The organism is Clostridium bornimense (assembly GCF_018917145.1).
Lineage (GTDB): Bacteria > Bacillota > Clostridia > Clostridiales > Clostridiaceae > Clostridium_AN > Clostridium_AN bornimense_A.
Genome location: NZ_JAHLOD010000010.1, coordinates 44,369 through 58,340, shown reverse-complemented (window position 1 = coordinate 58,340; position 13,972 = coordinate 44,369). Strand labels below are relative to the sequence as shown.

The 13,972-nt window shown below is 31.6% G+C and carries 14 protein-coding genes; 3 read left to right on the top strand and 11 right to left on the bottom strand.

What is annotated here, in order from left to right; all coding sequences use genetic code 11:
- Nucleotides 1–161: 161 nt before the first annotated feature.
- A complete protein-coding gene (locus KQI30_RS05340) occupies nucleotides 162–593 on the top strand; it encodes a DMT family transporter (protein WP_216462212.1) in 432 nt (143 codons plus the stop codon).
- Between the two features lie 49 nt (nucleotides 594–642).
- Entirely contained in the window at nucleotides 643–1,878 is a 1,236-nt protein-coding gene (locus KQI30_RS05335; RefSeq protein WP_216462210.1) for a S8 family serine peptidase, read from the top strand.
- 52 nt (nucleotides 1,879–1,930) lie between these two features.
- On the opposite strand, the gene KQI30_RS05330 is transcribed toward KQI30_RS05335, so the two are convergent.
- On the bottom strand, nucleotides 1,931–2,770 hold the full coding sequence (locus KQI30_RS05330) for a hypothetical protein (protein WP_216462208.1): 840 nt from the start codon (nucleotides 2,768–2,770) through the stop codon (nucleotides 1,931–1,933).
- A gap of 14 nt (nucleotides 2,771–2,784) precedes the next feature.
- The gene (gene topB / locus KQI30_RS05325; protein WP_216462207.1) at nucleotides 2,785–5,025 is read right to left on the bottom strand and encodes a type IA DNA topoisomerase; all 2,241 of its coding nucleotides are present in this window, start codon (nucleotides 5,023–5,025) and stop codon (nucleotides 2,785–2,787) included.
- An 82-nt stretch (nucleotides 5,026–5,107) separates the two neighbouring features.
- Here topB and KQI30_RS05320 point away from each other — a divergent pair, with 82 nt between their 5' ends.
- Entirely contained in the window at nucleotides 5,108–6,082 is a 975-nt protein-coding gene (locus KQI30_RS05320; RefSeq protein WP_216462206.1) for a biotin--[acetyl-CoA-carboxylase] ligase, read from the top strand.
- 67 nt (nucleotides 6,083–6,149) lie between these two features.
- Here KQI30_RS05320 and KQI30_RS05315 read toward each other — a convergent pair whose 3' ends face one another.
- The 9 genes from KQI30_RS05315 to fabK are packed head-to-tail and all read right to left on the bottom strand — an operon-like array spanning nucleotide 6,150 to nucleotide 13,959.
- On the bottom strand, nucleotides 6,150–6,956 hold the full coding sequence (locus KQI30_RS05315) for an acetyl-CoA carboxylase carboxyltransferase subunit alpha (RefSeq protein ID WP_294342010.1): 807 nt from the start codon (nucleotides 6,954–6,956) through the stop codon (nucleotides 6,150–6,152).
- Nucleotides 6,957–7,832 (bottom strand): acetyl-CoA carboxylase, carboxyltransferase subunit beta, encoded by an 876-nt coding sequence (gene accD, locus KQI30_RS05310; RefSeq protein WP_216462205.1) that lies wholly within the window; start codon nucleotides 7,830–7,832, stop codon nucleotides 6,957–6,959.
- 12 nt (nucleotides 7,833–7,844) lie between these two features.
- Complete coding sequence (locus tag KQI30_RS05305; protein ID WP_216462204.1) at nucleotides 7,845–9,188, bottom strand: acetyl-CoA carboxylase biotin carboxylase subunit; 1,344 nt, start codon at nucleotides 9,186–9,188, stop codon at nucleotides 7,845–7,847.
- A gap of 12 nt (nucleotides 9,189–9,200) precedes the next feature.
- Nucleotides 9,201–9,620: a 3-hydroxyacyl-ACP dehydratase FabZ gene (fabZ, locus tag KQI30_RS05300; RefSeq protein ID WP_437177722.1), complete on the bottom strand. Its 420-nt coding sequence runs from the start codon at nucleotides 9,618–9,620 to the stop codon at nucleotides 9,201–9,203.
- Between the two features lie 16 nt (nucleotides 9,621–9,636).
- Complete coding sequence (accB, locus tag KQI30_RS05295) at nucleotides 9,637–10,074, bottom strand: acetyl-CoA carboxylase biotin carboxyl carrier protein (RefSeq protein WP_216462202.1); 438 nt, start codon at nucleotides 10,072–10,074, stop codon at nucleotides 9,637–9,639.
- A gap of 5 nt (nucleotides 10,075–10,079) precedes the next feature.
- Nucleotides 10,080–11,321 carry a beta-ketoacyl-ACP synthase II gene (gene fabF / locus KQI30_RS05290; protein WP_216462201.1) on the bottom strand — a complete coding sequence of 414 codons (1,242 nt, stop codon included), beginning with the start codon at nucleotides 11,319–11,321 and terminating at the stop codon, nucleotides 10,080–10,082.
- Between the two features lie 16 nt (nucleotides 11,322–11,337).
- A complete protein-coding gene (gene fabG / locus KQI30_RS05285; protein ID WP_216462199.1) occupies nucleotides 11,338–12,081 on the bottom strand; it encodes a 3-oxoacyl-[acyl-carrier-protein] reductase in 744 nt (247 codons plus the stop codon).
- A 10-nt stretch (nucleotides 12,082–12,091) separates the two neighbouring features.
- Complete coding sequence (fabD, locus tag KQI30_RS05280; RefSeq protein ID WP_216462197.1) at nucleotides 12,092–13,021, bottom strand: ACP S-malonyltransferase; 930 nt, start codon at nucleotides 13,019–13,021, stop codon at nucleotides 12,092–12,094.
- Complete coding sequence (gene fabK, locus KQI30_RS05275; protein WP_216462195.1) at nucleotides 13,018–13,959, bottom strand: enoyl-[acyl-carrier-protein] reductase FabK; 942 nt, start codon at nucleotides 13,957–13,959, stop codon at nucleotides 13,018–13,020. Before fabK ends, fabD begins: the two co-directional genes overlap by 4 nt.
- Nucleotides 13,960–13,972: the final 13 nt, after the last annotated feature.

Sequence of the window (13,972 nt, the reverse complement as noted above, 5' to 3'; positions counted from 1 at the left end):
CAACTTCTATAATTTTAATCCAAGCTATATTCATTCATTTCATTTCTGTAATAGGATTATACCATCTTAAGAAAACTAATCTACTCTATACATGTAATTATCACTATATCATGATGGATTATTTTTAATATTTTAGGGAATTATATTATCGAGGTGATTTAATGGGCATAATTTTAAGTATAATAGCTGGTTTAGCTATGACTTTTCAAGGTGTTTTTAACACTAGGCTTCAAGAAAAAGTTGGAGCTTTCGAAGCTAATACCATTGTTCAAGGTACTGCATTTATTTTAGCTTTAATCTTACTATTCTTTTTAGGTAAAGGAAACATTCGTGAAGTAAAAGATATTAATAAAATATATCTTTTAGGTGGTGTTATTGGAGTCATAATTACTTATACTGTTATGGGTTCAATTGCATCCATAGGTACAACTTTTGCTATATCAACAATTTTAATAGCTCAATTACTAAGTGCAGCTATTATGGAATGGTTCGGATGGTTTGGTACTGAAAAAATTCCATTTTCATTTCATACCATTGCTGGTGTAGCTATTATGATAATTGGAATTTTAGTATTTAAATTTATGAAATTTTAGACCAACTATAGAATATACATAATATAGTACTACCTTTAGGAGGGTCTAAATGATTTTTCTTAAAAACAAGCTATCAGGTGAATTAAAAGATGCTATAAATGAACCCTATATAAAAAATCTAAGAGTCTTAATTGAATTTTCTAATTTAGGAGAAACTGCTGAAAAGAAACTTAGATCGATGGGATGTACTGTATTCTATCGTAACAACTTCATAAAAATAATTTCTGCTGAAGTTTCTCCTAAAAATATGAGTCGCTTGATAGAATTACCTTATATTAAATATATTTCTTTAGACAAACATTGCTATTTATGCGGCTCAAATATATTATCGTCTAACGGTATATCTTCTTCTGCAAAACTTCCTGGTACAGGAAAAAATATCACTATAGGAATAATAGATAGTGGTGTTTATCCTCATGCTGACTTAAAAAAACCAACTAACAAAATTAAAGACTTTGTGGACTTATATTCAGAAATTACAGAACCTTATGATAATAATGGACATGGGACTTTTGTATCAGGTGTTTTATGTGGTAGTGGCATTACCAATAGTGGCATGTATAAAGGTATAGCTATCGATAGTACTATTGTAATGATCAAAGCTTTCGATTCATTAGGTAAATGTTATTGCTCTGATTTATTTCAAGGACTTGATTACATTAAAAATAACCCTGAATTAGAAGTAAAAATTATTCTTCTTCCTTGTGAGTTAAATTCTTATGACAAATTCTTATTATCTTTATTTAATAAATATTTTCAATTTTTTAACGATATAAATATACCTATAATTGTTTCTGCCGGACATAATGGTAATGTTGAAGGTAAAATATCTGGTTTTGCCTTGCTAGATAATTGCATAACTGTCGGTGGAATAACAGGCTCTAAATATGAAAAAAAGCCATATAAATATTCATCTGGTGGAAGTGTATCAAAAAAAATAAAGCCCAATTTTGTTGCTGCTGCATCAAATATAACCTCACTTAACTGTGATACATCCTATATCTCTATAAAAAATGGATTAAAAGTTTATCCAAGAAAATTACAAGAACAATATATAACTTATTCTGGCACTTCTGTATCTGCAGCATATATAGCCGGAATATGTGCCATAATCTTAGAAATAGTTCCTGAACTAAAACCTGTAGATATCCATGCAATTCTAAAGTTTTGTTCAGAAAATATTGATTTGCCTAAATATCTCCAAGGATATGGACAAGTTTCTATTTTAAAACTCCGTAATAAACTAACTCGTATTATTGAAGAAAATAAAAGAAAAAAACACTAAAATTAAAGTGTATATTATTAGACTTCTATCGCTAAAAATATACACTCTCTTTTTATATAAATATTCTTTTTATTGTTAACACCATAAATGTTATCATTATACATACTCCTAATAATAAGAATATGCCTTCTACAATTCTCTTATTTTTTATAATAGCTCTTAATCCATTAATTATAAATAAGAACACTATTATAGCTTCTGCTATAAGATATATTTGAACTCTTGATTTTGCCCCAGTTCCATAAATATATCCCACCGCGGCTATCCCTATAGCTGCTAATCCTAACAATATATTTAGTATTGTTATAAGTATTTTACCTTTATCCTTTTTCTTTTTTGCTACGTCTACCATATTACTACTTTCAACCTTTTTTTCTTCATTTGCCGCATTCATTTGCTCTAACTGTTGTATTCTTTCTTGTCTTTCTTTTTGATTTATATTGTAGTTTCTATCTTGCTGTCTGATTCTTTCTATTCTTTCTCTTTCCTTCTCTCTTTCTATTCTTTCCCGTTCTGCCAATCTATATTCTCTTTCTCTATCATAATTTCTATTTGAATCTATATTTGATCGTTCTTGATATCTATAATCATCATTTCTTCTTTGTGGTGTTCTATCCATTCTATCTCTAGAATATGTATTATTTATTGACTCACGACTGTATCTTCTGTCATCAACTACGTTTCTATTATTAAATCTATTTCTTGTATCTATTCTATCTCTATTATATTCTCTACTATATCTGCTATAATTGTCATTCATTCTGTCTTGTTCATATCTTCTTTGATCAATATCTCTATCATATGATCTACTTCTTCTTTGATTATTTCTAGACTGTTGTTGACGACGTCTTTCCTGCTCACGAATCCTATCCATCCTATATTTCTCACTCATCCTATTATCCCCTCCTAATTACAGAATTTTAATGATATCTTATTATCTTTGATAACTAACATTGCTTTAAACTCATTACCACTTTTTGATTTAAATCCTGAAATTACCTCAGTTCTTCCACTTCTTATTAAAGAATATATTTCTTTATCCCCTATCTTTACTCCACAAATTTCTCCTACAAAAAAACTACATCCATTATTAAAATTAGTACAATTATACCCTTTTGAGTTTCTTCTAACAAGTCCCTTGTTGCAAATTGGACATACACCCAATACTTTGCTTTCACTTGGTTCCTTCAACTTTTTATCTTCAATTACTTGTTTAAAAAGGCTTTTACTCTCTATAAGTCTTCCTCTTCTCATAGCTTTAGATATATTAGATTTTATATATTTCTCTAATTTCTCCATAAAGACATCACTTGCTATTTCCTTATCACAAACCTGCTTCAATCCTTTTTCCCAAGATGCAGTCAATGTAGGATTTAGTAATGATGGTACTGAATCTTTAATAACTTCATATATAAGTTCCCCTTTTGTTGTAGGCGATATAATTTGAGTCTTACTATTGGTTGATATATATCCTATATTATTAAGTTTTTTTATAATCTCTCCTCTAGTAGCTGAAGTACCTATTCCTGTATTAATTATATGTTCCCTAAGTTCTTCATCTTCTATAAGTTTTCCTGCATTCTCCATAGCCAATATTATTGATCCTGAAGAATATCTCTTAGGTGGTGATGTCTCACCTTCTTTTATTGTTAATTCATTTAGATTTAATAATGATCCCTTTTTCAACTTTTCAACTAATTCTTTAGATATCTTATCTTCTCTCTCCTTAGTTTTATCTTCAGTATATATTTTCATATATCCTTCATCTACTAAGGTTTTAGATGAAGCAAAAAAACTCTCTCCATCTAATATTACTTCTACAGCTACCTTTGAAAACTTAGCCGGCTCTAAAAATATTGCTAAAAATCTTCTAAGTATATATTCATATACTTTAAATGATTTATCTTTAAGTCCATTTAAATTATTTAAGCCTTCTCCTGTAGGAATTATTGCATAGTGGTCTGTAATCTTTTTATCGTCTACATATTTAGTTTTATTTATATTTTGATAAGATTTATTTTCTAGTATATTCTTTACAGCACCTGCTATATCTTCATTATGATAGTTTCTTAATTTACTTATAGTCTTACCTATTTCTTTTCCTACTGCTGTAGATAAAACTCTAGCATCTGTTCTAGGATAGGTCACTAACTTTTTTTCATAAAGTTCTTGAACTATACTTAATGTTTCTTCTGGTGGAATCTTAAGTCTCTTAGAACAAAGATTTTGAATTTCTGCTAAGTTAAATAATAACGGTGCATTTTTCTTCTCTGTATGTTTAGTTATTGATTTAACAACAGCAAACTTTCCATCTATAGAATCTATAAATTCTTCTGCATCTTCCCTTTTTTTAAATCCAGAATCACTATATAATTTTGGTGAATCCTTAACTCTAGATTCATCTGTTACTTTCCACTCTGTATTTAAAACCTCTTCATTTAATTTAAAACTACCTTGTATTTTATAAAAATAGTCTTTTACGAAGTTCTTTATATCTCTTTCTCTATCAACTATCATTCCTAAAACGCAACTCATTACTCGACCTACTGCTACTACAGTAAAGTCTTCATTCAATACTTGTGCTAACGCATCTCCATATATTAATGTAAGTAATCTAGAAAAATTAATTCCTTGCAGATAATCCTCTTTTGCTCTTAAGTAAGCAGAATCTGATAAGGCGTCATATTCCTGTAAATCCTTAGCTTCTTTTATTCCCCTTTTTATCTCTTCTTCAGTTTGAGAATCAATCCAAACTCTTTTCTTTTTCTTACCTTCTACACCTACCATTTCATCCACTAATCTATATATGTATTCTCCTTCTCTCCCCGAATCCGTACATACATATATTGTATCTATATCATCACGTTTTAATAATGATGCTACTATATCAAATTGTTTTTTCACTGCCGGTATTACTTCATACTTATATGTATCCGGTATAAATGGTAGTGTATTCAAACTCCATGTTTTTAATTTGGCATCATATGCTTCTGGATAACACATTGTTACTAAGTGCCCAACACACCATGTAAATACAGAATCTTCTCCTTCTATATATCCATCTCTTCGAGTAGATTTCACATTTAACAACTTCACGTAATCCATTGCCACTGATGGTTTTTCTGTTATAAATAAAGCCTTTTTCATAAAATCACCATTTTGATTATATCATAACTACTTTTTATTATATAATATTTTTATAACATATTCTAATTTGGGGGAACAGCCAATGAAAGATAAGATACTATCACTACTTAAGAAAAATAATTTTGACTATGTATCTGGAGAAATGATATCTAAAGAATTAAATATAACTAGATCAGCTATCTGGAAATACATGAAGGCACTTAAAGAAGACGGCTATAAAATAGATTCTGTCACAAATAAAGGCTATCTATTATTATCTAGTCCTGATGTAATTACTTATGGTGAAATTTGCAATTCGTTAACAACTAAATATATAGGTCGTAATTATAACTATTTTTCTACTATAGATTCTACCTCAACAAAAGCAAAAGATTTAGCATCAAAGAACTATCCAGAGGGAACTACCATAATTTCTGAACTTCAAACTTGTGGACGTGGACGAATGGGTAGAACTTGGGTATCTCCTTCTGGTAAAGGACTCTTTTTTTCAATAATTCTTAGACCTAATGTAGATCCTTATAGTGTAGGAATATTAACATTTGTAGCAGCTGCTGCAATTCATAAATCTTTAAAATCTTTCAATATAGATACCACTATAAAATGGCCTAACGATATATACTTAGACAATAAAAAAGTATGTGGAATATTAACAGAATTAAATTGTGAACTTTCCTCTGTTAATTATGTTGTTCTAGGAATCGGTTTAAATGTAAACACAACTTTAGAAGACTATCCTAGTGACATACAAACCGTAGCTACATCATTAAAAATACACTGTGGTCAAAATATCTCAAGACAACTATTACTTGCATCTATACTTAATAATTTTGAAGACCTCTATGAAAAATATAAAAATAATGACATCACAGAAGCCCTTTCAATATGCAGGAATTACTCTAACGTAATAGGCAAAGAAATTTATTTAATAAATAAAAATTCTCACGAAAAAGTATTAGCCAAAAATATAAATGACGACGGCAGCTTACTAGTTATTGACGCCGATAATAAAGAAAGAACTATCTACTCCGGTGAAATATCCGTTAGACCAGTGCACTAAAAACTGTGCACTAAAAAAGCTATCGTTCACAAGTTTTCACTTATTTTTACGATAGCTTTTAAAAACCTTATAATATATCAAACTCTCCAAAGCTTCTAAACTTTGCATATCTATCTCTAATAAGATTACTCTTATCTATATTTATCAATTCTTTCAATTCCTTATATAACTCATCTTTTATTCTTTGCGCTACTAAATCTACATCTTTATGGGCGCCGCCATTCGGTTCTTTTATAATTTTATCTATAATTCCTAATTTAAATAAACTATCTGCAGTCATTTTCATTGATTCTGCAGCTTCCTTTGCTCTAGTTCCATCTTTCCATAGTATTGATGCAAAACCTTCTGGTGATAATATTGAGTATACTGCATTTTCTAGCATCCATACCCTATCAGCAACAGCTAATGCCAATGCTCCACCACTACCACCTTCACCTATAACAATTGATATTATAGGAGTTTTTAATTTGCTCATTTCTAATAAATTTCTAGCTATTGCTTCTCCTTGACCTCTTTCTTCTGCTCCAACTCCACAAAAAGCACCTGCTGTATTGATAAAATTTATTATAGGTCTATTAAACTTTTCTGCATTTTTCATAAGCCTTAAAGCTTTCCTATATCCTTCTGGATATGGAGCCCCAAAATTTCTCTCTATATTATCTTTTAAATTTTTTCCCTTTTGTATACCTATTACAGTTATCGGAATCTCCTCTAAAAAACCAATTCCTCCAACTACCGCTTTATCATCTCTAAAATTTCTATCACCTTTTAACTCTATAAAGTCTGTGAATATTCTTTCTATCAAATCCATTGTTGTTGGTCTCTCAACCATCCTAGATAACACTACCTTATCCCATGCATTTAATTTACTCACTTATTTCACATCCTTTACATTGTGTATTTTTAATATTGTTGCCAAAGTATGTTTTAAATCTTTTCTTTCTACTATTTTATCAACAAAACCATGCTCTAATAAAAACTCTGATGTTTGAAAATTCTCTGGTAACTCTTGCTTAATAGTTTGTTCTATAACTCTTCTTCCTGCAAAGCCTACTAATGCTTTCGGTTCAGCTAATATTATATCTCCTAGCATAGCAAATGATGCTGTTACACCACCAGTAGTTGGATCTGTTAATACTGTTACATATAGTAATCCTTCATCACTATGCTTGCCTAAAGCTGCACTAACCTTCGCCATTTGCATTAGGGATACCATACCTTCTTGCATTCTAGCACCACCAGAACAAGTAAATATGATTATAGGTAACTTTTCTTTTGTAGCTTTCTCTACTGCAAAAGTTATTTTTTCACCAACTACACTCCCCATACTTCCCATCATAAAGTTACTATCCATAACTGCTATTATACATGGCTTTTTTTCTATTTCACCATATCCTGTCACTACGCCTTCAGATAAACCTGTTTTTTCTTGCATTTTTTTTATCTTTTCTTCATAGCCAGGATAATCTAACGGATTTTTAGACGTCATATTTTCATTGAATTCCTTAAATGTTCCATCATCAACTATCATGTCTATTCTTTCTTTTGCATTTAATCTAAAATATCCACCACACTCAGGACAAACCTTAAGATTTTCTTCTACTTCTTTGTTGTATAATATTTTGTTACACTTATCACATTTAATCCACATACCATCAGGTATTGTTGGGATTTCTTCAGCATTGGCATTTACATCTTTACTTTCCTCATTACCAACAGTAAGGTATTTAGTTCTCTTAAACAGATTCATAGTTCCCACCTACTATTTCAATATCTCCTTTTGAATAAATCCTGTATCAAAATTTCCTTTAATATAATTTTCATTATTAAGTATCTTTAGTTGAAAATCTATATTGGTATCAATTCCTCTAATTTCATATTCACACAAAGCTCTTTTCATCTTTGAAATTGCCTCTTCTCTACTTTTACCATGTACTATAAGCTTACTTATCATAGAATCATAATATGGAGGTATTATATAACCTTGATATACCGCTGAATCCACTCTTACACCATTTCCTCCAGGCACAATAAGTATCTCTACTCTTCCTGGTGATGGTGCAAAATTCATATCAGGATTCTCTGCATTTATTCTACATTCAATAGCATGCCCTTCAATTTTTATATCCTCTTGATTAAAAGACAATTCTTTTCCATTTGCTACTCTTATTTGTTCTTTAACTAAATCAATACCTGTTACTAATTCTGTTATTGGATGTTCAACTTGTATTCTAGTATTCATCTCCATAAAATAAAAATTTTTATGTTTATCAACTAAAAATTCAATTGTTCCTACCCCTTTGTAATTAACAGCTTTTGCTGCTCTAACAGCACTTTCTCCCATTACTCTTCTTAACTCTTCAGTAAGAATTAATGATGGTGCCTCTTCTAAAACCTTTTGATTCCTTCTTTGAAGTGAACAATCTCTTTCCCCTAAGTGCACTACATTTCCATAATTATCAGCTAATATTTGTATTTCTATATGTTTTGGCTCTTCTATAAACTTTTCCATATAAACTGTGTCATCATTAAAATTAGCCCTAGCTTCGCTTTTAGCTGCACTATATGCCATTTCTAGTTCGTTTTTAGAATACACAATTCTTATTCCTTTGCCTCCACCTCCAGCTGCTGCCTTTATCATAAGCGGATAACCTATCTTCTTACTTTCACTTATCGCTTCTTCTAAGCTATCAATGGTTCCAATGCATCCAGGTACCACTGGAACATCTGCTTTTATCATAACCTCCCTAGCTTTTGCTTTATTTCCCATCATATCTATAGTTTCGGCATCTGGACCTATAAATTTAATATTACATTCCTCACACATAGAGGCAAACATTGCATTTTCAGATAAGAAACCAAACCCAGGATGTATAGCTTGAGCCCCTGTAAGTACTGCTGCACTTATAATATTACCCATATTTAAATATGAATCTTTAGATTTAGCCGGTCCAATACAAACAGCTTCATCAGCTAGTTGCGTATGCAATGCATCTTTATCAGCTTCTGAATAAACTGCTACAGTTTTTATTCCCATCTCTCTACATGCACGTATAACTCTAACAGCAATTTCTCCACGATTTGCAATTAAGACTTTCTTTATCATAATAGCCTCTCCTTACCCAATCATAAATGTTAATTCTCCCTCTGCTACCTTTTTACCATCAACATAAGCAGTACCTTTTCCTACTCCAGCTCTACTCTTTAGATTTATTATCTCCATCTCTAATGTTAATACATCGCCTGGTACAACTTTATTTCTAAATTTAACTTTATTCATACCACCGAAATATGCAATTTTACCTTTATTCTGTTCCATAGACAACACAGCAATTGCACCAGTTTGTGCTAACGCCTCCATTATAAGTACCCCAGGCATTACTGGTTCTTGTGGAAAATGTCCTTGAAAGAAATATTCATTCATAGTTACAGCTTTTGATGCAACTATTCTTTTCCCCTCTTCCATTTCTAATACCCTATCCACTAATAAAAAAGGATATCTATGTGGTAATATTTCTTGTATTTGTTTAACATCCATTATCATATAAACTTCCCTACCTTATCTTAAATAACGGCTGACCAAACTCAACCATATCTTCATTATTACAAAGTACTTCTACTACTTCTCCATTAAAATCAGAATTTATCTCATTCATTATCTTCATAGCTTCTATTATGCAAAGTGTATCTCCTACTGATACTTTTTGCCCAACCTTTACAAAACTATCTTTCTCTGGTGATGCCTTATCATAAAATGTTCCCACGATTGGAGATTTGACTATTTTGTATTCATCATCACTTTTAGTAGTAGCCTCTTCTCCTTCATTAATTATCATGGTGTTAGATGCTAATTTATCTGTGTTTGTATTTGTACTTACTACATTATTTTCTCTTTTTATCCTAACAGCAACTCCATTTTCCTCATACTCAAATGATGTTATAGATGATTTATCAATTAGTGTTATTAGGTCATTAATTAGTTGTTTATCCATATTAATTACCTCCCACTCCATTTTCTAAAAGCAATTACTGCATTATGTCCTCCAAATCCTAATGAACTAGATAATGCAACCTGTACATCAGCTTTTCTACCAACATTAGGTGTATAATCTAAATCACATTCTTCATCCGGTACTTTATATCCCATTGTAGGTGGTATAAAGTCATCTTCAATAGCCTTTATTGCAAATATCCCCTCTACTGATCCTGCAGCACCTAATAAATGTCCTGTCATTGACTTAGTAGAACTTATTGCTACCTTATATGCATAATCACCTAATGCATTTTTTATAGCCCTTGTTTCTGTCTTATCATTTAATTCTGTAGATGTACCATGAGCATTTATATAACTAACTTCTTCTGGTTTTATATTTCCTTCTTCCATAGCTAACTCTATAGCTCTTCCAGACATTTCTGCTGATGGATCTGGTGCTGTAATATGATGAGCATCACATGTTGATCCATAGCCAACAATTTCTGCATAAATTTTAGCTCCTCTTTTAAGTGCAGATTCCATGTCTTCTAAAATAAGCATTCCTGCACCTTCACCCATAACAAATCCATGTCTTTCCTTATCAAATGGTATTGATGCTCTAAGTGGATCTTCACTTTTACTTAATGCCTTCATAGATGCAAATCCAGCTACCCCCATAGGAGTTATTGGTGCCTCACTAGAACCAGCTATTATTATATCTGAATATCCATATTTTATATTTCTAAATGCCTCTCCTATACATTGTGTTCCTGTAGCACATGCAGTAACGACACTAGTACAAGTTCCTTTAGCTCCAAATTCAATAGCTATAGTCCCAGCAACTAAATTTACAATAGACATCGGAACAAAGAAAGGTGATACTCTTCCTACACCTTTTTCATGCTTATTTATTACTTGCTCTTCTATTGTGCCAAGTCCACCAATTCCAGAACTTACAATAACACCAAATCTTTCTTTATTAATCTTCTCTAAATCTATACCAGAATCTTTTACAGCCTCTCTTGCTGCTACTACTGCAAGTTGAGTAAATCTATCCATTCTTTTAGCTTCTTTTTTCCCTAAATATTCTTCTGCATTAAAGTTTTTTACCTCTCCTGCAACTTTAGCTTTATGTTCTGAAGCATCTATTAAAGTAATTTTATCTATTCCTACCTTACCTTCTTTAATTCCATTCCAACTTTCTTCTACATTTAGTCCTAATGGAGTTAAAGCACCTAATCCTGTAACAACTACTCTTCTTTCCATACTAACCCTCCAGTTTTTAATTCATAGTCATTCCACCGTCTACTGCGATGACTTGACCTGTGATATAGTCTGATAAGTTACTTCCTAAGAATAATGCTAAATTAGCCACATCCTCAGGATTACCTAATCTTTTAAGTGGTATAGTTGATTCCATAGATTCCTTAATTTTATCTGACAATACATCTGTCATATCTGTTTGTATAAATCCTGGTGCAATAGCATTTACATTTATTCCTCTTCCACCAAGCTCTCTAGCTATTGACTTTGTAAGTCCTATTATTCCAGCTTTTGATGCAGAATAATTTGATTGACCAGCATTTCCTACTAATCCAACAACAGATGAAATATTAATTATTTTTCCACTTCTTTGTTTCATCATAATAGATGAAGTAGCTTTCATCATATTAAATGTGCCTTTTAAATTTGTATCTATAACAGCATCAAAATCTTCTTCTTTCATTCTTACAATAAGCCCATCTTTAGTTATTCCAGCATTGTTAACTACTATATCAAGCTTTCCTAACCCATCAACAGCTTCTTTTACTATCTTATTTGCATCTTCTAGTACAGACACATCCCCCTGAACTGGTAATACTTTTACACCCTTATCCTCTAACTCACTAACAAGAGTTCTTAATGCTTCATTATCACTTCTATAATTTAGAGCTATATCCGCTCCATTTTCAGCAAATTTTAAAGCAATAGCCTTTCCTATCCCTCTAGTAGCTCCTGTTATCAATGCAACCTTACCTTTTAACATATCGTGCCTCCTATCCTTTAATAGTTGAAATGGTCTTTTCCAAAGACTTTATATCTTCTACATTTAAAGTAACCAATTTTCTATCAAATTTCTTAACAAAACCACTCAATACTTTTCCTGGTCCTAACTCTATAAATGTATCAAATCCATCATTAACCAGTCTTTCTATTATATCCACCCATTTTACTGAACTCATAACTTGAGCTTCTAATAAATCTTTAACCTCACCTATACATTTTACATAGTTTCCTGTTACATTAGTTAATAATGGTATCTTTGTTTCATAAAAGTTTACATTCTCCAACTCTTTTCTCAATTTTTCCGCTGCTGGCTTCAATAATGATGTATGAAATGGACCAGATACTGTAAGTGGAATAGCTCTTTTAGCACCTAGTTCTTTTACCTTTTCTGCTGCCTTAGTAACAGCCTCTACCTCTCCCCCTATAACCATTTGCTCTTTAGTATTGTAATTAGCTATCTCAACAACACCAAAGTCACTTCCATACTTACAAGCTTCTTGTAACTTTTCTTTGCTAAGTCCAATTACAGCAACCATACTTCCTCTACCTTCTGGTACGGCTTCTTGCATAAACTTTCCTCTTTTTCTTACTAACGCAACACCCTCTTCAAAAGTTAAAGCACCAGATGCAATAAGTGCTGAATACTCCCCAAGTGATAATCCTGCTACAGCTTCTGCTTCTATACCTTGTTTTCTTAATACTTCTAAAGCTGCTATAGACATTGTTAGTATTGCCGGTTGGGTATTTTCTGTTTTATTTAATTCATCTTCTTTTTCAAAGATTATTTTCTTTAAATCTATTCCCAATACTTCATTTGCCTTGTTAAAGATATTTTTTGCCTCTTCATAATTGTCATAAAGTTCTCTACCCATATCTTTATATTGTGCCCCTTGGCCAGAAAATAAAAATGCTATCTTCATATCAAAATCTCCTTAAGCCCACTTATTATTTTGTTATATTCTTCAAACATCTCTGTTATTATTTCTTCACAGGTTTGTTTTTTGTTTATAAGCCCCGCAATCTGTCCAGCCATAAAAGATCCATCATCTAAGTTTCCTTCTATTACGGCTTTAGGTAATGTTCCTGCTCCAAGTCTTTCTAGCTCTTCTTTACTTGCACCATCTTTTTCTAACATATCAAATTTTCTAGTTAACTTATTTTTTATTACCTGTACAGGATGACCAGTGCTTCTACCTGTAACAACAACATCGATATCTCTTGAATTTAAAACTAAATTCTTATAATTTTCATGTATTGTACATTCTTCTGCTGATAAAAATCTTGTTCCTACCTGTATTCCAGAACATCCTAATGCAAAAGCTGCAGCTACACCTCTTCCATCACCGATACCGCCAGCACCTATAACAGGTATATTTACAGCATCAATTACTTGTGGTAATAATGCCATTGTTGTTAACTTTCCTATATGTCCTCCTGATTCACAGCCCTCTGCAATTACAGCATCTGCACCTGCCTTTTCCATTCTCTTTGCTAATCCACAGGATGCTACAACTGGAATTACAACAATGCCAGCTTCTTTCCACATATCCATATACTTACCAGGATTCCCAGCCCCGGTTGTAACTACTTTTACCCCTTCTTCTACTACTATCTTAGCCAATTCTTCTGCATTATCACTCAAAAGCATTATATTAACACCAAATGGCTTATCAGTAAGCTCTTTAGCTTTTCTAATCTCAGCTCTAATCATATCTACTGGAGCATTACCACCTGCTATTATTCCTAACCCTCCTGCATTAGAAACTGCTGATGCCAATTTAGCATTAGCAATCCATGCCATAGCTCCTTGAAAAATAGGATATTTTATATCTATAATCTCACAAATATTTTTTCTCATTTATTATTCTCCC